This window comes from Janthinobacterium sp. 67, from assembly GCF_002797895.1.
GTDB lineage: Bacteria > Pseudomonadota > Gammaproteobacteria > Burkholderiales > Burkholderiaceae_D > Janthinobacterium.
Window position 1 is genome coordinate 1,189,144 of record NZ_PGES01000001.1, and the last position, 19,139, is coordinate 1,208,282.

The window sequence follows — 19,139 nt, forward strand, 5'->3', positions numbered from 1 at the left end:
GAGCCGTCTCATAGGAATGATATGCCAAGCACAAAAATCAATGCAATGACCCAGCGCGAATGGCTTGAGCTTGGTTTTTTCCATGAGAGAGATGACGATCTCAAAGAATGGCGATTGCGAGGCCACAAAGCTGGACTTCGACAATTCGCCGAGGCGATACGCGCATATGCCGCCAACCCACGCAATAGGATTGTTTCGGAACACGAACACTTCGGACCGTACAAATCTCTTGAAATTGGAACTTGGCCGACCACAGAAATTACTGATCACTGGATAGCCGGACCTATCAGTGAAATCCATCAGTTAGTTAGCGCAACTGATGGAAGCTCGCCTGGATAAAGCACTCGTGGGCGATTGTGTTTTTTTTCTTCGTTCCGAATTCGCGCCCTCATCACCATATGAGTTTATCCTGGAAATTGAGGGGGATAACTTTGACCCGTCAAAGGCGGATCTTGACGGCTGGCCGTGACCATGAGATTTTCTGCTAAAGTCTGCGCCGGAGCGTAGCTTGCTAACGGCAGCCTTCGGCCAGCAGCGGACAGTCGGCAATTGACCAATTAAGCTTTACTCAGAAAGTCAGCATGTCTCACCGTGATCCTTTTGATGTTATTTCATCCACCGTTGATCTGGATGATCCGGTAGCGCACGGTGATGCTCAACGCTTTATGGTTAACGCCCTGGCTCGGGTGATCGAATGTCTACCCGTTACCGCGCAGTCTTCTGTTTTGGCTGCTAAACGATATCTTGAGGGCTCGGCAACGGATAGCGAGGCCTTAGCTGTCCGGGTGAGGCTTTGGGAGACCATCCGAGGACGCGATATGTCGGATGACCCTGAGGTGTTGCGTATCAGAACCACGATTTGTGCGCTGCACGGCATGGACGCTGAAGCACCTTACGACAAGTTGGAATACTTTCTGTTTTTTTGGGAGCGCAGCGGCTTAAGCATGGTCGAGCTAGCTGGAGCTATGTTCGACACATACGGCGTTGTTTATCACGACGCTTAATCGGCTGCGGTGGCATATGTCGAATGCGTCAGATCTATGTCTGCTTCGGGGCGGAACCTGCAGATGACTGCAACCGGCCAGAAGCGGACGATGAATAATCATGACGAGGCATAAAAGGAGTAGCAATGGAAGCAACACGGCTGCCGTCAAGGCAAATGGCGCAGCATGCCAAACGGCCTGTCATCTCGCTGAAGGTGTTCCTGATCGTGGTAGCAGTCGGGTTCGGGTACTTTATTTACGCGTCATCTGCTCGGATTTTGGGCGTTACCGGTACTTTGGTCTGTGTTTTTTATGTCTGGACCACCGTTTTGAATCGGCGTGAAAAGCATCGCCTTCAAACCCTGGCTTACGCCCGCGAAGGCGAATCGATATGCCACTTCGCCCGCAGTTTTGACAAAAGAAAAACCGACACCTGGATCATCCGCGCGGTGCATCAGGAATTGCAAGTTTTTCTTAGGCCGTTCATCGCGTTTCCAGTGCGAGCATCGGACTCGCTCACGGGCGATTTAGGCTTGGATGTCGATGACGTGGACGATCTCATAGTGGACGTTGCTTTGCGGGCCGGAAGATCGCTAGAACAGACCGAGCGCAACCCGTATTACGACAAAGTGCGTACCGTTTCTGACGTAGTGCTGTTCGTAAATGCGCAACCATCGGTGTAACGAATCCATCTGTCCGCTTCGGGCGGAACCTGCGAACGATACCAACCGGCCAGAAGCAGACCTTGGGGCAGCTATGCCTTTTTGGATCAAAAAACGAGGATGACATGGTGTACCTAGCACTAACCCCACGAGGTTTGCGAGAAATTTTGGATGCGTCAGAGGCGACCAAGACTCCCGTATGGTGCAGCGCGGATGCATTGTCAGAAGCAGAATTTGCGCAGCTTGAGCGCAGCAATGTCACTCGTTTCACGTACTCTTTCACGGATGCCGACCAAGCGACGATTCAGGGGGCGCTTGCGACTATCGAGGAGCATCACCCGGGCGAACGGGTTTGGATTGAAAGTACTGTGTTCGGGGCCTGAACAGCCCCTTCGACAGTCTGGTATGGGGCGGAAGCTGACGCCCCTCAACCGCGAACTGGCAACGAGAGCATGAACCCGCCCGCGCCTCAAACCCAGGCTCCCCGGGCCCAGCGGGCCTGAAAAATGGCCAGGGCAAGGCGCGCGGGCGAAGACAGTACGCATGTACGGCGAGCCCAAGCAACGCAGCCATGGACATTTTCTCAGGCCCGCGGCTCTGGCCCGCCGTTTTTAATAACCAGCGATCAACATAACTCTACTGAACACGGGCTAGGTACTGGGCCAGCTGGGCGAAGGTGGCCCTGAACCCCTGCGTCATCGACTCATGCCCCTCCACAAAAGTCTCATGCTGCTCATCCGTCGCCTTGTGCGGCGTCGACCGCAAGGTCATCGTCGTCTTGCCATTTTCTTCCGTGAGGGTCATGACATTGAACGACTCCAGCGGCCAGGTAGCGCTGACCGGATGCTGCACGGCATTGCCCTGCTTGTCGGCAAACGACAGGATGGAAACGATGCGTTCAGGCGCTTCGATCTCCTGGTAAGTAAACTTGCCCCACATCTCATAGCCATTGTCGGCGCGCATGCCATAGTGGAAAACGCCGCCCGGTTTGAGGTCCAGCGCCAGCACGCTCAGTTCGAAGCCGACCGGTCCCCACCACTGCGCCAGACGTTCCGGCTCCACCCACGAGCGGAACACGAGATCGCGTGGGGCGTCGAAAGTTTGCGTGATGACAAAGTCGCTGCTGTCGCGGTGCTGTCCGTCCTGCTGCTGTTTTTCCGTCGTCATGCTGTCTCCTGATGGTGATGGGCTGACTGTTAATGTACCAGGGGCGCCGATAAACGGGAAGGCCTGTACGCCTGTGAAACCGGCATGCTAGAATATTAGTTAGACACCTAACTATTAGATCACTCACCTTATGACTTCTATCGAAGAGCGCTTTTCCGCCGCGCTCCACAAGACGGCGCGCGGCTGGCGCCATGCGATCGACCGGCGCCTGAAAGACCTGGACCTGGGGCAAGCAAGCTGGATGTGCATCGCCATGATCGCCAAGTCGCCCCAGCCGCCGTCGCAAAGCGAGCTGGCCCATCAACTGGGCGTGGAAAACCCCACCATGGTGTCGATGCTGGACCGGCTCGTGAAATCGGGCTTCGTGCAGCGCCAGCCATCGGAAACGGACCGCAGAGTAAAACTCGTCGTGCTGACCGAGGCGGGCATGCAGGTGTATGACACCGTGCGCAAGGAAGCGGATGGCTTCCGCAAGGAACTGCTGCAGGGTATCGATCCCGACCAGCTGCGGGCCGCCACGGAACTGCTGGAAGCGCTGCAAGCGGCGACGGAGAAGTTTGCGTGAATTCCGTGACGGCAGCGCCCCTTCCCGCCTCGCAAGACCCCAGCCTGAACCGGCGCATGATCACGATTTCGATCATGCTCGCCACCATCATCCAGGCGCTCGACGGCACCATCGCCAACGTCGCCCTGCCCCACATGCAAGGCAGCCTGTCCGCCTCGCAAGACCAGATCACCTGGGTACTGACCTCGTTCATCGTCGCCGCCGCCATCGCCACGCCCCTGACGGGCTGGCTGTGCGACCGCTTCGGGCAGAAAAACACCTTTCTCGTGTCCGTGGCCGGCTTTACACTCGCCTCCGTGCTGTGCGGCCTGTCCGCTACCTTGTCCGAGATCGTCGCAGCGCGCCTGCTGCAGGGCGTGTTCGGCGCGGCGTTGGTGCCGCTGTCGCAGGCGGTGCTGCTCGACATCAATCCACGCGAGAAACACGGCTCGGCCATGGCCATCTGGGGCATGGGCGTGATGATAGGCCCCATCCTGGGACCGACACTGGGCGGCTGGCTGACGGACAGCTACAGCTGGCGCTGGGTCTTCTTCATCAACATCCCCATCGGCGCCATGGCCTTCTATGGCATCTGGCGCTACATCCGCAAGGACCCGCCGAACCGCCGCATGAGCTTTGACATGTTCGGCTTCGCCACCTTGAGCCTGTCGATCGGCGCGCTGCAGATGCTGCTGGACCGGGGCGAGCAGAACGACTGGTTTTCTTCGACGGAAACGTGGATCGAAGCCATCGTGCTGGCCATGAGCCTCTGTTATTTCATTGCGCACACGGCCTTGCGCCCGGCCGGCAAGTCCTTCCTCGACTACCGGCTGCTGAAAAACTCCAACTATGTGAGCGGCCTGCTGTTCATCTTCATCGTCGGCATGGTGCTGTTCGCCACGCGCGCGCTGACGCCGTCGATGCTGCAAGGCTTGATGAATTACCCGGCGGCCATCGCCGGCCTCGTCACGGCGCCCAGCGGCCTGGGCACGATGCTGGCCATGCTGATCGTCGGCAGGCTGACGGGCAGAATCGATACGCGCATCCTGCTGGGCGTGGGCTTTTCGATTACCGCGTTTTCGCTGTGGCAAATGGCCAATTTCAGTCTGGACCTCGTGCCGAAGACCGTCGTGTGGAACGGCATCATCCAGGGCATCGGCCTGGGCCTCGTCTTCGTGCCCCTGAGCGCGGCCACGTTTGCCACCCTGTCGCCGCAGATGCGGGCGGAAGGCACGGCGATCTACAGCCTGGTGCGCAATATCGGCAGCAGCATCGGCATTGCCCTCGTGCAGACCTTGTTGGTGCGCAATACGCAGATCGCCCATGCGTCCCTGACGGAACACATCAACATCGCCAACCCGGCCCTGCACGACCCCGGCATTGCCCAGGTGTTCGACCTGGGCACGAGCACGGGCATGGCGGCGCTGAATGGCGAAATCACGCGGCAGGCGTCGATGATCGCCTACCTCGACGACTTCTGGCTGATGATGTGGCTGACCATCCTCGTGCTGCCGCTCTTGCTCCTGATCAAACCACCAAAGAAGAATGCGCCTGTCGTGGTTGACCACGCGGCCATGGAATAACCCTCATGCACACACCTATGAAATTTTCCCTGCGCGTATTGACGTTGAGTCTGGCTTTGGCCGGCTGCGCCAGCATCCCGCCCGACACGCAACAGTTGCCGCAGCAAGACCTGGCCAAGGCGCAACTGGCGGCCGACATCCACCTGGCCAGCGAAGGCTGGCCCGCCGCCCAGTGGTGGCGCCAGTTCCAGGACGCTCAGCTGGACCAGCTGATTGACAACGCCCTGTCCGCCAGCCCCGGCCTGGACGTGGCGAATGCCCGCATCGGCTCGGCCCTGTCCGCGTTCGATGCCCGGCATGCGGAACGCGGCCCCAGGCTGGACCTGGACGCCAGCGCCAGCCGCCAGCGCTATTCGGCCAACGGCCTGATGCCCGCCCCCATCGGCGGCAATTACTACAATGAATTCACCGTGGGCGTGCAAGCCCATTACGATCTCGACTGGTGGGGCAAGCACAAGGCGCAGATCGCCGCCAGCCTGGGCGAGGTCAACGCGCGCCGCGCCGAGTACGCGATGGCGGAACAGATGCTGGCCGCCGAAATCGCCAGGCACTACTTCAGCATGCAAAATGGCTGGGCCCGCATGGACAACCTGCATGCGCTGGTCCAGTTGCAGCAGCAACTGGTGGACGACAAGGAAAAGCGCATCGCGCATGGCCTGGGCGTCAGCGACGACCATCTGTCCGCGCAAACGCGTTTGAGCCTGCTGCAGCAACAAATTGCCCTGCTGGAAACGCAGGTCGTCACGGAACGTGAAGCCTTGCGCGCCCTGCTCGGTGCGGACAGCACGGCACTGGCCGGCCTGCAGCCGAAAGCAGCCCAGGCGCTGCCGCACGCACTGCCCGGCAAGCTGGGCATGGAATTGCTGGCGCGCCGTCCCGACCTGCAGGCGGCGCGCTGGCGGGTCCAGGCGGCCATGAGCAATATCGAGGCGGCGCAGGCATCGTTCTACCCCGATATCGACCTGGGAGCGTCGTTCGGCCTCGATGCGATAAAACTGGGCAAGCTGCTGCAATCGGGCAGCCGCACCCTGTTCATCGGCCCGGCCCTGTCCCTGCCCCTGTTCGACAGCGGCCGCCTGCAGGCGCAGCTTGCCGGCGCGCGCAGCGAACGCAATGAACTGATCGCCGACTACAACCAAAGGGTCTTCAATGTCGTGCGCGACGTGGCCCAAGCGGGCGCCAAGGTGCAAGGCGTGGAAAACCAGCTGCGCCTGCAGCAGGAAAACCTGCGCGCCAGCGAGGCGCAGCTGCGCAACGCCAATGCCAGACTGAAACAGGGACTGGCCGACCGCGCCACGCAACTCAATGCGGAAATGACCGTGCGCGGCCAGGTCGACCTGGGCATGCAGCTGCAAAACCAGCGCCAGGACGCGGAAATCAGCCTGAGCGTGGCACTGGGCGGCGGCTACCGGGGCAGCAGCGATTTTTCCGCCAACGCCACCGCACAACAATAACCATCGATTACGGACGACATCATGAGCAGCGATACCACAGCAACGACCACCCCAACCGAACAGCCGGGCAAGCGCAAGGCCGTCCTCATCGCCATCACGGCCGCCTTCCTCGTGGCCGGCGCGGCCTGGGCAGTTTATTACCAACTGGTGCTGGCCAAGGAAGAAGTCACGGACAACGCCTATGTGGGCGGCAACCTCGTCACCCTGTCCGCGCAAGTGACGGGCAATGTCGACGCCATCCGCGCCGACGAGACGCAGATGGTCAAGGCGGGCGCGCCGCTGATCACCCTGAACGCCATCGATGCGGACCTGGCCCTGAGCCAGGCCGAGGCACGCCTGGGCAACGTCGTGCGCCAGGAGCGCGAACGCTATGCGAATGTGGCGCAGTACGACGCCGTCATCGAACAGCGCCGCCTGGCGCTGGCCACGGCGCAGGGCAACCTGGCGCGCCGTGCGCCGCTGGCCGCGGACCAGACGATCTCGGGCGAAGACCTGGCCCATGCGAAACAGGCCGTCGACGACGCGAAAGCGGCCTTGGCCGTGGCCCAGCGCCAGGCCGAGTCCGCCAAATCGGGCGTGGCCGGCGTGCGCCTGGCCAGCCATCCGGCGATTTTGTCCGCCAGGGGCGACGTGCTGCAGGCATGGCTGGCCGTGCGCCGCAATGCCGTGGTCGCGCCCGTCTCGGGTTACGTGGCCAAGCGCAGCGTGCAGCTGGGCACGCACGTGACGCCGGGCACGCCCTTGATGTCCATCGTGCCGCTCGACCAGTTATGGGTCGACGCCAACTTCAAGGAATCCGAACTGCGCAACATCCGCGTGGGCCAGGCGGCGACCATCGAAACGGATCTATATGGCAGCAAGGTGGTGTACCACGGCAAGGTGCTGGGCATGTCGGCCGGCACGGGCAGCGCGTTTTCCCTGTTGCCGGCGCAAAACGCCACGGGCAACTGGATCAAGGTGGTGCAGCGTGTGCCCGTGCGCATCACGCTCGACCCCAAGGAACTGGCCGCCCACCCGCTGCGCATCGGCCTGTCGACCACGGTGACGGTCGATACCAGCCATGGCGAAGGCGCGACCCTGGACCAGCCGATGGTGGCCTCCACCGTCTACACTACCAAGGCGCTGGAACAGCCGGTGGGCGAGGCGGAGAAGGTGGCCGATGCGATCATTGCGCAGAATCTTGCCCATTAAACCGTCCGTTGAACTCAAACGACATCCGGGGTCAGACCCGCCGGGTCTGACCTCAGCCTTACTTAACCCGACACCACCAACGGCCTTCGCCAACAATGTTGTCGGATTACGCGGGGCGTTGCCCCGCTAATCCGACCTACTTGGCCTTGCCGGCAGATGCCACCTGGTCCAGGATATGCTTGGGCACGGCCGCATAGTGCTTGAATTCCATCGTGTACGTGGCGCGGCCTTGGGTCAGCGAACGCAGGGTGGTGGAATAGCCGAACATTTCCGCCAGCGGCACGAGGGCCTTGACGATGCGGCCCGCGCCGCCGGGGATGTCGTCGACGCCCTGCACCATGCCGCGGCGGGCCGTCAAATCTCCCATGACGTTGCCCATGAATTCCTCGGGCGTTTCCGCCTCCACCTGCATCATCGGTTCGAGCAGCACGGGATGGGCCTTGCGCATGCCATCCTTGAAGGCGATGGAGCCGGCCATGCGGAACGCGTTTTCGTTGGAATCGACGTCGTGGTAGGAGCCGAAGGTCAACGTCGCCTTCACATCCACCACGGGATAGCCGGCCAGCACGCCCGACTTCAAGGTTTCAACGATGCCCTTGTCGACGGCGGGAATGAATTCGCGCGGCACGACGCCGCCCTTGATGGCGTCGACGAACTGGTAGCCCGTGCCCGGCTCCAGCGGTTCGAGTTTCAGCACCACGTGGCCGTACTGGCCCCGTCCGCCCGACTGCTTGACGAACTTGCCCTCCACGTCTTCCACCGCGCGCGTGATGGTTTCGCGGTAAGCCACCTGCGGCTTGCCCACATTCGCTTCCACGCCGAATTCACGGCGCATGCGGTCGACCAGGATTTCCAGGTGCAGTTCGCCCATGCCCGACATGATGGTCTGGCCCGATTCCTCGTCCGTATGGACCCTGAACGACGGGTCTTCCTGCGCCAGGCGGTTCAGGGCGATGCCCATCTTTTCCTGGTCAGGCTTGGTCTTCGGTTCGACCGCCTGCGAAATCACGGGTTCCGGGAAGATCATCTTTTCCAGCACGATGATGTGGTCGAGCGCGCACAGGGTGTCGCCCGTGGTGACGGCTTTCAGGCCCACGGCGGCGGCGATGTCGCCCGCATACACTTCCTTGATTTCCTTGCGCTCGTTCGCATGCATCTGCAGGATGCGCCCCAGCCGCTCGCGCGCGCTCTTGGTGGGGTTGTAGACCATGTCGCCCGAATTGACCACGCCCGAATACACGCGGAAGAACGTCAGTTGCCCCACGAACGGGTCCGTCATGATCTTGAAGGCCAGCGCGGAAAAGTGCTCGTCGTCGGCCGGATGGCGCTCCACCTCGTTGTCGTGCTCGTCGTGCCCCATGATGGGCGGCACTTCCGTCGGCGACGGCAGGTATTCGATGACGGCGTCCAGCATGGCCTGCACGCCCTTGTTTTTGAAAGCGCTGCCGCACAGCATGGGCACGATCTCGTTGCGGATGGTGCGCGCGCGCAAGGCCTGCTTGAGCTCGGCTTCAGTGAACGTGTCGCCGTTCAGGTAGCGTTCCGTCATCTCCGTGCTGGCTTCGGCAGCGTGCTCGACCATGTGCTCGTGCCATTCCTGCGCCTGCGCCTGCAACTCGGCGGGAATCTCGCCGTAGCTGAACTGCACGCCCTGGCTGGCGTCGTCCCAGGTGATGGCCCGCATTTTCAGCAGGTCGATGACGCCAGTGAAATGCTCTTCGGCGCCGATGGGCAGCTGGATGGGCACGGCCACGCCCTTCAGGCGGTCGGCGATCTGCTGGCGCACGCGCAGGAAATCGGCGCCCACCCGGTCCATCTTGTTGATGAAGGCGATGCGCGGCACGTGGTATTTATTGGCTTGCCGCCAGACGGTTTCCGATTGCGGCTGCACGCCGCCGACGGCATCGTAGACCATCACGGCGCCGTCGAGCACGCGCATCGAGCGTTCGACCTCGATCGTGAAGTCCACGTGGCCGGGCGTATCGATGATGTTGATCCGGTGTTCGGGGAAGTTGCCGGCCATGCCTTTCCAGAACGCCGTGGTAGCGGCCGAGGTGATGGTGATGCCCCGCTCCTGCTCCTGCTCCATCCAGTCCATGGTGGCGGCGCCATTGTGCACTTCGCCTATCTTGTGATTCACCCCGGTGTAGAAGAGGATGCGCTCGGTGGTGGTGGTCTTGCCGGCGTCGATATGGGCGCTGATGCCGATGTTGCGGTAGCGCTCGATAGGTGTTTTGCGGGTCATCACAATCTCCATGGCTAGCCCCGGCACGACTGGATTTGCGCCGGTTTTCCAGTGTAGCAGACATCGATTTTGGCGGCAGAGAGTGACCGGTTTTTACCAGGCATACAACACCGACATTCGCGCGCACGGTAGGCGCGCAGGATATATGGCGGATTCAGCTATACTTTCCTATCAATTAATTCAACAAACATTAACCAAAATCAAGACGCATCCCGAATAACCGGGGTACGCACCGAACGATATTCCCTCACATCCTATGACGACCCAACTAAAAAAAATAATCCTCACTTCCCTGTTGGCATCACCGGCGCTGGGCATGGCCGGCGAACTGGAGCAGCAAATGCAGCGTTGCGCCGTGCTCGGTGACGCCAGCGCCCGCCTGGGCTGCTTCGATACCCTGGCCAAGGCGGCGGAAAAAGCCACCATCGCCGCCGGCGGCGATCCCGTCACTGCGGCCGTCACCTTGGCGGCCGCCGCCGAGGTCGCGCCCTTCACGCCGGTCAGCCCGCCTGGCGTGGCCACGCCGGAAGCCGTCAACGCGGCTATTCCCGCCGTCGCTCAGGCTGGCGCGGCGCCGCCGGAAGCACCGATTTCGCGCACGCAGCAATCGTGGGAACTCAACGAAGCTTCGAAGCGTGGCCTGTTCAATTTCCGCCCGCACCGCGACACCTATCTGCTGCTGGCCAATTACAGCGACGCCTCGAACGATGAACCGTTCCAGGATTTCACGCCGGCCGGCATCAAGAGCCAGCACGTGGAATTGACGTTCCAGCTGAGCTTCAAGATGAAGATGCTGGAAGATATCGCCGGCACGCCCATCGACATGTGGTTCGGCTACACGCAGCAAAGTTTCTGGCAGGCGTATAACCGCAAGGCGTCGAGCCCCTTCCGCGAGACCAACTATCAGCCGGAACTGATGCTGGTCATGCCGATCAACAAGAACTTCGCGGGCGTGGAATTCAATTACCTGAACTTCGGCCTCGTGCACCAGTCCAACGGTCAGACGTCGACCCTGTCGCGCAGCTGGAACCGCGTGTATGCGGAGCTGGGCATGGAAAAAGACAACCTGGCCGTCACGGCCCGCGTCTGGCACCGTCTCGACAATAGCGCCGTCGACAATGACAATATCGACATCATCGATTACATGGGGCATGGCGACTTGCGCCTGAGCTACCGCAACAAGGGCCACGAATACGCCGTGACGGCGCGCCGCAATTTCAGCAAGAAGCATGGCTCCATGCAGGCCAGCTGGGCCTTCCCATTGAAGGCCAACCTGAAAGGCTATTTGCAACTGTTCTCGGGCTATGGCCAGAGCCTGATCGACTATAACTATTCGCAGAAATCGATAGGCGCCGGTTTCATGGTCGACCTGTAAGCAAGGCAGCAGCAAAAATGAAAATGGCGCCGAGGGGCGCCATTTTTCATGGGGACTATCCGCTTTAGTGCCGCCCGCCGCCCAGCACGCGGGCCGGCAGCATGACGATGGCGCGCAGCAATTCGAACACGCCTTCCACGCCGATGCCGATCAGGCGGAATGGCAGCAACAGCAGCCAGGCCAGCGGATACAGCACGAGGGCCAGCACACGAGCAAGAGCAGCAGCCACAGCACGAATCCCAGCATTGCGTCCCCCTAGAATGAAATGTGCGGAACAAGCCGTGCTTGCCCCGCTACCGTGACGCCACTCTATGCAAGCGCCGCCACGGCGGCAATGGCCATGCGATGAACTGCGTGCTGGGGAGATGAACGGTACAAAAACGGGAATGAACGGTGGCGGGCGGGCAGCTTATTGGCCGACGCAAATTACTTTCGTGACGTACTCGTGCGCATTCGGTTTCTTGCTGGTGGCCCATTTGATGGCCTGGTTGGCATCTTCGATGGTCATGACGGTGGCCTTGTCCTTGGACTTGATGAAAGACACGCCTTCAAACACGCCTTCCTTGCTGCGCATTACCTTGGCAAACACGGGCGGCCTGGTCTCGCCGTCGCTGATTTTGTTCTGTTGCACGAGGTAACGCTGATCGATCTGTTCCATGATAGTAAAGCTGTCCGGTGGGTAAAAGACGAAATATACCCTGAATGGACAAACGCCGCAGGATGAAATCGCTGCGGCGTTGCCTATACATTAACGGCGCTTACGCGTAGACGGCGTTCTGCGTAACAGCTTGCAAAGTCGCGTCATAGATGACCTGGGCGCGGATCGACGCTTCCAGCGAAGGAATCGAGCCGCCGGCGCGGTACTGGAAGCTCACTTGCAGCACGTCGCCCGCCTTCACGGCCACCGGCGTGGCCAGCGGCAAGCACATGTAGTGGTTCAGCCAGTCGATGGTGGTCGAGCGCTCGGGCACGACGGCCAGGATGTTCTTGGTGACGAAGCGCAAGGCATTCAAGGTGCCGCTGCGCTCGACGACGAACTTGCCGTCGAAGCCGAACACGCTGTCCGTCGGCTGGCTGAAATCGATGATGCTGTAGACGGACGGCGGCGCCAGCTCCTGCACGCCAGGGTGGATGGCCGTGGTTTCCTGGAATTGCACGATGGGCGCATAAAAGCCCTCGAAATCGTATTCCTGCTGCATCGGCTGCACGGCCATGATGACGGCTTCGGGCAGGAAGATCGGCAGCGGGCCGCCAAAGCGGGCCAGGTAGCGGCGCTTGAACGATTCGATCACTTCCACCTGTTTTTCGCGCAGCATGCCGACGTGGATCATTTCGCAGATGACCACGTCGACGGGCTCGGGCGGCAGGTATTCAAAGGCGTCCGCATGGACGACCTCGACTTTTTCACCGTTGGGATTGAGCGCCAGCATCTTGCGCGCTTCCTTGACCATGTCCGGATTGAATTCCACGCACCAGACCTTGTCGGCGCGCGCGGCCGCAAACCACGACAGCACCCCCGTGCCGCCGCCCAGCTCCAGCACTTTCATGCCAGGTTTTACCGCGTAATCGATCGCCGACTTGAACCCGTGCATGCGGTTCTGGTCCATCAACATATTGTGGTGGTAATGGACGGGGATAAATTGCCCCAGGTAACAACTCTCGATTTCTCGTTCATTCAGCATGTCTGTCCTCTTGGAGTCTGGCTCCGATGGCCGATCGGTTTTGTCATTCCAGAAAGCAGTGTTATCGCAGGGGCTGCGCGAGGGGCGGCGACAAACCAGCCGGCGCCTGACGTTGATGTGATTGCCCATGCGAAAAATCTCCTGATTAATGCGACACGATCATTATCGTGAATCGGCACGGAGAACAAAGGGCTGAGCTGAGAGGCAATTCCATGCCAGTTTCAGCGCTGGCATGGAAAATATTGCTAGAAAATTACTTTCTGGCCGCGCGCGCCTTCTGCGCCGCTTCGATGATGGCGACCACGCCAGGCTTGTCGCCGGCCTGGGCGAACTGCGCGGCCGTCCAGCCGTGGTCACTCTTCAGGCTGGCGTCCGCGCCCCAGGACAGCAGCAGCTTGACGGCGCCTTCCTGCCCTTCGCGGGCGGCAAACATCAGCGGCGTGATGCTGGCGGGCGCGCGCGCGTCGACCGTCGCCTCGCGGTCCAGCAAGATCTTCATGATGGGCAAGTCGCCCGCCGAGGCCGCATAGTGCAGCGCCGTCCAGCCGCTCTGGTTGACCTTGGCGCCCTTGGCCAGCAAGGCTTCCACGGCATCCTGCTTGTGTTTGTAGGCGGCCATCATCAGCGCCGTATTGCCGTTCGCCGAACGGGCTTCGATGTCGATGCCGGGCGCGTCGAGCAGCACCTTGAAAACCCGGTCCGCATCGTCGCGCAAGGCCAGCACGAGGGGAATGTCGCCGCGCTGCGCGTCAGGCTGGTTGGGGTTCATGCCGTCAAGCAGCATGCTGCGCACGCCGCTGGCGTTGTTGACGGACACGGCGCGGAAGAATGCATCCGGTTCCGGCGCCGCCTGGCTGGTGGTGGCCCAGCACAGCAGCATCGCCAGCGCGAGTTTTTTCATCATGTTTTACCTTAAGAAATTATGGCAACTGATTGAATAATTTAAAGAAATTATCCGTCGTCTGCTGCGCCACCTGGGCCAGCGGGATACCCTTCAAGGTCGACAGGTATTCCGCCACGTGGGCCACGTAGCCGGGCTCGTTCATGCGGCCGCGGAACGGCACGGGCGCCAGGTACGGCGAATCCGTCTCGATGAGGATGCGCTCGAGCGGCACTTCCAGCGCCACGGCCTGCAAATCCTTGGCGCTCTTGAACGTGACGATGCCGGAAAACGAAATATAAAAACCCATGGCTATGGCGGCGCGCGCCACTTCCAGCGATTCCGTAAAGCAATGCATGACGCCGGCCACGCCGCCGTCCGACACGCCAGCACCCTCTTCGCGCATGATGCGTATGGTGTCTTCACTGGCCGCTCTTGTGTGAATAATCAAGGGCTTGCGCGTGATTCTTGAAGCTTTGATGTGAGTGCGAAAACGCTCGCGCTGCCACTCGAGGTCGCCCGTCAGGCGAAAATAATCGAGGCCCGTCTCGCCGATGGCGATGATCTTCGGGTGGTCGGCCAGCCGGACCAGGTCTTCCACGGACGGCTCGGGCGTGTCTTCGTAGTCGGGGTGCACGCCGACGGACGCAAAGATATGCGGATACTGCTCGGCCAGAGCCAGCACCTGTGGAAAGTCCGGCAAGTCGACGGACACGCACAGGGCGTGCGTCACCTTGTTCTCGGCCATCTTGGCGAGGATCTCGGGCATGCGAGCGGCCAGCTCGGGGAAATTGATATGGCAATGGGAATCGATATACATAAGGCGGGATTGTACCGGAGCACGGGAAAACTGGCAGGGGGGAAGGGCACCGCAGTGCCCTGGTGTTCACAGCTGCGACGCGGGGTGTTCCGCGAGCGGCACGAAGTTGCCGGTCGATTCGTCGAGCGCATCGAGGGAGCCGTTCTCGATGTCGTACACCCAGCCGTGCAGGGTCAGCCGGTGTTGCGCCATGGCCAGGGCCACGGAAGGATGGGTGCGCAGGTTATTGAGTTGCGCCACCACATTGGCGCGCACCATGCCGTCAATGCGCGACTGTTCCGTCGGATGGTCGACCGATTCGTTGATCATGCGCGCCGCGTCGGCATGGTGCAGCCAGCTGCGCACGGCCGGCATGTGGTCGAGGCAGGCGCAGGTGGCGATCGCCTTCATCGCGCCGCAATCGGAATGGCCGCAAATGACGATGTCGCTCACGTTCAAGGCGGACACGGCAAATTCGACCGTGGCGCTGACACCGCCCGGCTCCGGTCCGTATGACGGCACGATGTTGCCCGCGTTGCGGATCACGAAGAGTTCGCCCGGTTCGCGCTGCGTCACCAGTTCCGGCACCATGCGGCTGTCCGAGCAGGAAATGAACAGGGCCTTCGGGGTTTGTCCCGTGGCCAGGGTCTTGAACAACTCGCGGCGCTCAGGAAAAACCTCTTTTTGGAAGCGTAGGAATCCAGCAATAATGTCGCGCATAGTAAATAGGGATCGTTATCTGAGCCGATATTATCGCTGAATGACGCCTGGCTTGCCTACTGACCCTGTGGCGGCTGCCACAGCTCCACCTTGTTGCCCTCGGGATCGATGACCCAGCCGAACTGGCCGTATTCCGAATCGGGCGCCTTATCGAGTACCTCGCAGCCTTCGTCGCGCAAGGCTTGCAGCAGCGCGTCGAGATCATCGACCCGGTAATTGATCATGAACGGCGCCTTGCCGGGCAGGAATTGCTCGCTATCCCTGGCTGCCACCGACCAGATGGTGCTGCCTGCCGAGGGCTGGCCGTCCGCATCCGTCCAACTGAAGGCGGCGCCGCCCCAGGGCTGCACGTCCAGGCCCAGGTGGCGCTGGTACCAGGCGCGTAGCGCGGCCGGGTCTTGCGCCTGGAAAAAGATGCCGCCGATACCAGTGACTCGTTTCATGCACGCCTCCTTGCTGTCGATTGACTGACTGTAACACCAGGGACCGGGCGTAGCAAACGGACCCGTTCGGTAGGCAAGAACGTTATCAAGATGTATAGTGGCTTGCCGGTACGCAACCATGGGGTTGCGTGCGGATACACGGAGAGCGTTCATGCTGAAAGTTGTTGGTCCTTTGACACTGCTGGTCTGCCTGGTCTTGACAGGCCCTGCCCATGCGCAGGATAAACGCGACGCGCCCAAGGTTATCCCCGAGGCCGGCTTGTGCGCGCCCGTGTGTGCGTCGGCACGCCAGGAATGCCGTGCGCAAGTGCAGCAAGCAACGGAAGACGATACCAGCCCCATGCTGACGATGAAGCCAAGCAGCAATCCCTACGCTGCCGCGAGCAGGGAAACGGGAGCCCAGTCGCAGCAGTTGCAACCGACGCAAGCCCAGGCCTTCCGTGCCCGGCGCGCCGAACGCCAGCAAGCCTGTGAAGTGCAATACCGCAGTTGCACGCGCGCCTGCGGTTAAGTCATTCCAATCGGCTCAAGAACCGCATAATCTGGATTAACTTGATAACGCAAGCGCTTGATTTTATTGGCAACTTGAAGCGTAATCGAGCAGCATATCTTCCAGGAACAGCTTGGGCGACAAGGGGTGCTCGGCAATTGCCCGGCGCTCGTTCGCTGCCTTGATGGCGGCCATCAGACGGCTCACGTTGATGCGTCCTGCCAAGGCTTCCAGTTCGCGCCGGTGGCGCGGGTAGTAGCGGATGGTGCCCGACAGCTTGACGGAAAACACGTCGTACAGCCAGCGCTGCAGCGATGCCACCAGCGGCGCCAGCGGCGCCTTCTGCAATTTGTCCGCCGCCTTCAGGGCCGCTTCCACGCCGGGATTGGCCAGCACCTGCAGCAATTGTTCCGTTTCCTCGCGGCCGCCCGATTCGGACTGGGCCAGCGCGGCCAGCGGCGCGCCGCCCTGCTCGCGCAGCCAGCTGTCCGCATCGTTCAAGCCTTGCTGCTTGAGCCAAGTCAAGGCTTGCTCGTGGCTAGGCATGGGCAAGGCAAATTTGCGGCAGCGCGACAAGATGGTTGGCAGCAAGCGGTCCAGGCTGTTCGAGGCCAGCAGGAACAAGGTGCCCGGCGGCGGCTCTTCCAGGGTTTTCAGCAAGGCGTTCGACGCGGGCGTATTGAGCGCCTCGGCCGGATACAGCACCACCACGCGCAAGCCCTGGCGGTGCGTGGAAATGTTCATGAAGTCGGCCAGGTTGCGGATCTGCTCGATCTTGATGTCTTTCGACGGCGTCTTGGTCTTGGCGCTTTTCTTGGCACCTTCGCCCTCTTCGCCCTCGTCGGCCACCTCGTCTTCCAGCGCTTCCGGACGGACCCGGCGGTAATCGGGATGGTTGCCCTGGCTAAACCAGCCGCACGAGGCGCAAGCGCCGCAGGCATGGCCGTCGGCGCGCACGTCTTCGCACAGCAGCGCTTGCGCAAAATGCTCGATGAAGTCGGCCTTGCCGATGCCCTGCGCGCCATGGAACAAAATGGCGTGCGGCATGCGCGGGCGCAAGGCTTGCAATTGCTGCCAGGCGTCCTGTTGCCATGGATAGAGAGAACTGGTCATTTTATTCTTTGTAAATCAGCATGTTGCGACGCTTTGTTCGAGCAAAATATCAAGCAGCTGCGCGAGCCGTACCTGGATATCGGCAATGCTTTGCGTGGAATCAATGATGCGGAAGCGTTCCGGGAACTGGGCCGCGCGGCGCAGATACTCGTTGCGCGTGGCGGCAAAGAAATCCGACCGCTCCTGCTCGAACTTGTCGAGCGCGCGCGTCGCGTCCAGGCGGGCGCGGGCAACTTCCAGCGGCACGTCGAACAGGAAGGTCAGGTCCGGCTGCAAGTGCGGGTGCACCCATGCCTCCAGCGCTTCCATCTTGCCCAGGTCCATGCCACGGCCGCCGCCCTGGTAGGCGAAGCTGGCATCGCTAAAGCGGTCGGAAATGACCCACTCGCCCCGCGCCAAAGCGGGCGCGATGACTTGGGCGATGTGTTCGCGGCGGCTGGCGAACATCAGCAAGGCTTCCGTTTCCAGATGCATTTTTTCATGCAGCAGCAATTCGCGCAGCTTTTCACCCAGGCTGGTACCGCCCGGTTCGCGCGACGAGACGAGGCTCACGCCCCGCTGCTGCAGGTAGTCGGTGACAAAGCCGATATGCGTGGACTTGCCCGCGCCATCGATGCCTTCGAAGGTGATGAAACGCGGTTGATAGTGTTGAGTCATGAAACTTCTTGTTCTCTGATGATGGGTTAACGCTGATACTGGTTCACGGCGCGGTTATGGTCGGGCAAGTTGGCCGAGAACTGGCTGGTGCCGTCGCCGCGCGCCACGAAATACAGTGCCTGCGTGCGGGCCGGCGCCAGCGCCGCCGTCAGCGATTGCGCGCCGGCCAGGGCGATCGGCGTGGGCGGCAGGCCACCGCGCGTGTAGGTATTGTACGGGGTGTCCGCTTCCAGGTCGCGTTTGCGGATCTTGCCCTGGTAATTGTCGCCCATGCCATAGATCACGGTGGGGTCCGTCTGCAGCAGCATGCCCGTCTTCAGGCGGTTGACGAAGACGCCGGCGATCATGGCGCGCTCGGACTTTTGTCCCGTTTCCTTTTCCACAATGGAAGCCATGATCAGCGCCTCGTACGGATTTTTATATGGCAAGGCCGGATCGCGCTTGTCCCACGCTTCGGACAGGCGGCCGATCATGGCCGCGTGCGCCTGCTTGAAAATCTGCATTTCGCTGGCGCCCTTGGCGAACAGATACGTGTCCGGGAAGAACAGGCCTTCCGGCAGCACGTATTCCGGACTGATCTTCGCCATCAGTTCCTTGTCGGACAGGCCCACGGTATCGTGCTTGAGGCCGGGGTGATTCGCCATCGCCAGGCGCATCTGCTTGAACGTCCAGCCTTCGATGATGGTCAGCGACTCTTGCGCGAACTCGCCGCGCGCCAGCTGGGTGATCAGGCGCTGCGGCGTCGTGCCCGGTTTCAGCTCGTAGGAGCCGGCCTTGATCTTCGAGGTCTTGCCTTCGATGCGCGCCAGCATGTTGAACAGGATGGGCACGATGGGCACGCCCGCGTCCGCGATCTGCTGGCCGGCCGCATGCGCGCCGCTGCCCGGGCTGATCGTAAACGGAATCGCTTCGCCTTCCGTCGTGATGGGCTGCTGCGCCCAGTACACAAAAGTGCCGCCCACGCCGATGGCGGCGATGACTGAACTGACTACAAGTTTTTTAAAGAAAGCCATTGTTCCGATTCTTGTGATGCGCTCGTTGGCGGGCAACGCACGCTTGTTATGATCGTTCATTTGTGAATCAAGTGCGCGCAAAGCGGCGCCAACACTGGCAATCTCGCCGCTGCCGACGCAATTTGCGCGACATCACTA

At 61.2% G+C, this 19,139-nt stretch carries 21 protein-coding genes; 9 read left to right on the forward strand and 12 right to left on the reverse strand.

All coding sequences use genetic code 11. The annotated features are described in order from the left end of the window. The first annotated feature begins 21 nt into the window (after positions 1-21). From CLU90_RS29135 to CLU90_RS05315, 3 genes are all read left to right on the forward strand, one after another. On the forward strand, positions 22-339 hold the full coding sequence (locus CLU90_RS29135; RefSeq protein WP_139178088.1) for a hypothetical protein: 318 nt from the start codon (positions 22-24) through the stop codon (positions 337-339). Positions 340-581: 242 nt separating this feature from the next. Continuing rightward, positions 582-1,004 carry a hypothetical protein gene (locus CLU90_RS05310; RefSeq protein ID WP_139178090.1) on the forward strand — a complete coding sequence of 141 codons (423 nt, stop codon included), beginning with the start codon at positions 582-584 and terminating at the stop codon, positions 1,002-1,004. A 125-nt stretch (positions 1,005-1,129) separates the two neighbouring features. Then, complete coding sequence (locus CLU90_RS05315; RefSeq protein ID WP_232731084.1) at positions 1,130-1,666, forward strand: hypothetical protein; 537 nt, start codon at positions 1,130-1,132, stop codon at positions 1,664-1,666. A gap of 615 nt (positions 1,667-2,281) precedes the next feature. On the opposite strand, the gene CLU90_RS05325 is transcribed toward CLU90_RS05315, so the two are convergent. Beyond that, the gene (locus CLU90_RS05325) at positions 2,282-2,812 is read right to left on the reverse strand and encodes an SRPBCC family protein (RefSeq protein ID WP_100427380.1); all 531 of its coding nucleotides are present in this window, start codon (positions 2,810-2,812) and stop codon (positions 2,282-2,284) included. 130 nt (positions 2,813-2,942) lie between these two features. On the opposite strand from CLU90_RS05325, the gene CLU90_RS05330 reads away from it, so the two are divergent. The 4 genes from CLU90_RS05330 to CLU90_RS05345 are packed head-to-tail and all read left to right on the forward strand — an operon-like array spanning position 2,943 to position 7,584. Further along, positions 2,943-3,377: a MarR family winged helix-turn-helix transcriptional regulator gene (locus CLU90_RS05330; protein ID WP_058048115.1), complete on the forward strand. Its 435-nt coding sequence runs from the start codon at positions 2,943-2,945 to the stop codon at positions 3,375-3,377. Between the two features lie 56 nt (positions 3,378-3,433). After that, entirely contained in the window at positions 3,434-4,939 is a 1,506-nt protein-coding gene (locus CLU90_RS05335; RefSeq protein ID WP_100429380.1) for a DHA2 family efflux MFS transporter permease subunit, read from the forward strand. Positions 4,940-4,944: 5 nt separating this feature from the next. Beyond that, on the forward strand, positions 4,945-6,393 hold the full coding sequence (locus tag CLU90_RS05340) for an efflux transporter outer membrane subunit (RefSeq protein WP_232731085.1): 1,449 nt from the start codon (positions 4,945-4,947) through the stop codon (positions 6,391-6,393). A 21-nt stretch (positions 6,394-6,414) separates the two neighbouring features. Next, positions 6,415-7,584 carry an HlyD family secretion protein gene (locus tag CLU90_RS05345; protein ID WP_092708364.1) on the forward strand — a complete coding sequence of 390 codons (1,170 nt, stop codon included), beginning with the start codon at positions 6,415-6,417 and terminating at the stop codon, positions 7,582-7,584. A 136-nt stretch (positions 7,585-7,720) separates the two neighbouring features. Here the strand turns inward: CLU90_RS05345 and fusA are convergent, their stop codons facing one another. Continuing rightward, entirely contained in the window at positions 7,721-9,829 is a 2,109-nt protein-coding gene (gene fusA, locus CLU90_RS05350; RefSeq protein ID WP_092709800.1) for an elongation factor G, read from the reverse strand. 256 nt (positions 9,830-10,085) lie between these two features. Between fusA and CLU90_RS05355 the strand changes: the two genes are divergently transcribed. After that, on the forward strand, positions 10,086-11,204 hold the full coding sequence (locus CLU90_RS05355; RefSeq protein WP_314606470.1) for a phospholipase A: 1,119 nt from the start codon (positions 10,086-10,088) through the stop codon (positions 11,202-11,204). A 64-nt stretch (positions 11,205-11,268) separates the two neighbouring features. Here CLU90_RS05355 and CLU90_RS05360 read toward each other — a convergent pair whose 3' ends face one another. From CLU90_RS05360 to CLU90_RS05390, 7 genes are all read right to left on the reverse strand, one after another. Beyond that, on the reverse strand, positions 11,269-11,433 hold the full coding sequence (locus tag CLU90_RS05360) for a hypothetical protein (protein WP_232731086.1): 165 nt from the start codon (positions 11,431-11,433) through the stop codon (positions 11,269-11,271). Positions 11,434-11,613: 180 nt separating this feature from the next. After that, positions 11,614-11,862 (reverse strand): hypothetical protein, encoded by a 249-nt coding sequence (locus CLU90_RS05365; protein ID WP_092708370.1) that lies wholly within the window; start codon positions 11,860-11,862, stop codon positions 11,614-11,616. Between the two features lie 100 nt (positions 11,863-11,962). Then, entirely contained in the window at positions 11,963-12,886 is a 924-nt protein-coding gene (locus CLU90_RS05370; RefSeq protein WP_092708373.1) for a methyltransferase domain-containing protein, read from the reverse strand. 253 nt (positions 12,887-13,139) lie between these two features. Further along, positions 13,140-13,790 carry an ankyrin repeat domain-containing protein gene (locus CLU90_RS05375; protein WP_092708376.1) on the reverse strand — a complete coding sequence of 217 codons (651 nt, stop codon included), beginning with the start codon at positions 13,788-13,790 and terminating at the stop codon, positions 13,140-13,142. Positions 13,791-13,806: 16 nt separating this feature from the next. After that, positions 13,807-14,586, reverse strand: coding sequence for a TatD family hydrolase (locus CLU90_RS05380; protein WP_092708379.1), 780 nt, complete (start codon positions 14,584-14,586; stop codon positions 13,807-13,809). 66 nt (positions 14,587-14,652) lie between these two features. Beyond that, complete coding sequence (locus CLU90_RS05385; protein WP_092708382.1) at positions 14,653-15,285, reverse strand: carbonic anhydrase; 633 nt, start codon at positions 15,283-15,285, stop codon at positions 14,653-14,655. Positions 15,286-15,341: 56 nt separating this feature from the next. Continuing rightward, the gene (locus CLU90_RS05390) at positions 15,342-15,728 is read right to left on the reverse strand and encodes a VOC family protein (RefSeq protein ID WP_092708385.1); all 387 of its coding nucleotides are present in this window, start codon (positions 15,726-15,728) and stop codon (positions 15,342-15,344) included. A 151-nt stretch (positions 15,729-15,879) separates the two neighbouring features. On the opposite strand from CLU90_RS05390, the gene CLU90_RS05395 reads away from it, so the two are divergent. After that, positions 15,880-16,239, forward strand: a complete 360-nt coding sequence (locus tag CLU90_RS05395; protein WP_139178092.1) for a hypothetical protein — start codon at positions 15,880-15,882, stop codon at positions 16,237-16,239. A gap of 63 nt (positions 16,240-16,302) precedes the next feature. Here CLU90_RS05395 and CLU90_RS05400 read toward each other — a convergent pair whose 3' ends face one another. From CLU90_RS05400 to mltG, 3 genes are read right to left on the reverse strand one after another with little or no spacing between them, the layout of a single operon-like run. Continuing rightward, positions 16,303-17,331, reverse strand: a complete 1,029-nt coding sequence (locus CLU90_RS05400) for a DNA polymerase III subunit delta' (protein WP_092708391.1) — start codon at positions 17,329-17,331, stop codon at positions 16,303-16,305. Positions 17,332-17,346: 15 nt separating this feature from the next. After that, positions 17,347-17,988, reverse strand: a complete 642-nt coding sequence (gene tmk / locus CLU90_RS05405) for a dTMP kinase (protein WP_100427381.1) — start codon at positions 17,986-17,988, stop codon at positions 17,347-17,349. 26 nt (positions 17,989-18,014) lie between these two features. Then, positions 18,015-19,001, reverse strand: coding sequence for an endolytic transglycosylase MltG (mltG, locus tag CLU90_RS05410; RefSeq protein ID WP_092708577.1), 987 nt, complete (start codon positions 18,999-19,001; stop codon positions 18,015-18,017). Between the last annotated feature and the right edge of the window lie 138 nt (positions 19,002-19,139).

What these genes read in the sequence shown, in the direction of transcription:
- CLU90_RS29135 (WP_139178088.1), top strand. Translation starts at nt 22, where the DNA reads ATGCCAAGCACAAAAATCAATGCAATGACCCAGCGCGAATGGCTTGAG.
- CLU90_RS05310 (WP_139178090.1), top strand. Translation starts at nt 582, where the DNA reads ATGTCTCACCGTGATCCTTTTGATGTTATTTCATCCACCGTTGATCTG.
- CLU90_RS05315 (WP_232731084.1), top strand. Translation starts at nt 1,130, where the DNA reads ATGGAAGCAACACGGCTGCCGTCAAGGCAAATGGCGCAGCATGCCAAA.
- CLU90_RS05325 (WP_100427380.1), bottom strand. Translation starts at nt 2,812, where the DNA reads ATGACGACGGAAAAACAGCAGCAGGACGGACAGCACCGCGACAGCAGC.
- CLU90_RS05330 (WP_058048115.1), top strand. Translation starts at nt 2,943, where the DNA reads ATGACTTCTATCGAAGAGCGCTTTTCCGCCGCGCTCCACAAGACGGCG.
- CLU90_RS05335 (WP_100429380.1), top strand. Translation starts at nt 3,434, where the DNA reads ATGATCACGATTTCGATCATGCTCGCCACCATCATCCAGGCGCTCGAC.
- CLU90_RS05340 (WP_232731085.1), top strand. Translation starts at nt 4,945, where the DNA reads ATGCACACACCTATGAAATTTTCCCTGCGCGTATTGACGTTGAGTCTG.
- CLU90_RS05345 (WP_092708364.1), top strand. Translation starts at nt 6,415, where the DNA reads ATGAGCAGCGATACCACAGCAACGACCACCCCAACCGAACAGCCGGGC.
- fusA (WP_092709800.1), bottom strand. Translation starts at nt 9,829, where the DNA reads ATGACCCGCAAAACACCTATCGAGCGCTACCGCAACATCGGCATCAGC.
- CLU90_RS05355 (WP_314606470.1), top strand. Translation starts at nt 10,086, where the DNA reads ATGACGACCCAACTAAAAAAAATAATCCTCACTTCCCTGTTGGCATCA.
- CLU90_RS05365 (WP_092708370.1), bottom strand. Translation starts at nt 11,862, where the DNA reads ATGGAACAGATCGATCAGCGTTACCTCGTGCAACAGAACAAAATCAGC.
- CLU90_RS05370 (WP_092708373.1), bottom strand. Translation starts at nt 12,886, where the DNA reads ATGCTGAATGAACGAGAAATCGAGAGTTGTTACCTGGGGCAATTTATC.
- CLU90_RS05375 (WP_092708376.1), bottom strand. Translation starts at nt 13,790, where the DNA reads ATGATGAAAAAACTCGCGCTGGCGATGCTGCTGTGCTGGGCCACCACC.
- CLU90_RS05380 (WP_092708379.1), bottom strand. Translation starts at nt 14,586, where the DNA reads ATGTATATCGATTCCCATTGCCATATCAATTTCCCCGAGCTGGCCGCT.
- CLU90_RS05385 (WP_092708382.1), bottom strand. Translation starts at nt 15,285, where the DNA reads ATGCGCGACATTATTGCTGGATTCCTACGCTTCCAAAAAGAGGTTTTT.
- CLU90_RS05390 (WP_092708385.1), bottom strand. Translation starts at nt 15,728, where the DNA reads ATGAAACGAGTCACTGGTATCGGCGGCATCTTTTTCCAGGCGCAAGAC.
- CLU90_RS05395 (WP_139178092.1), top strand. Translation starts at nt 15,880, where the DNA reads ATGCTGAAAGTTGTTGGTCCTTTGACACTGCTGGTCTGCCTGGTCTTG.
- CLU90_RS05400 (WP_092708391.1), bottom strand. Translation starts at nt 17,331, where the DNA reads ATGACCAGTTCTCTCTATCCATGGCAACAGGACGCCTGGCAGCAATTG.
- tmk (WP_100427381.1), bottom strand. Translation starts at nt 17,988, where the DNA reads ATGACTCAACACTATCAACCGCGTTTCATCACCTTCGAAGGCATCGAT.
- mltG (WP_092708577.1), bottom strand. Translation starts at nt 19,001, where the DNA reads ATGGCTTTCTTTAAAAAACTTGTAGTCAGTTCAGTCATCGCCGCCATC.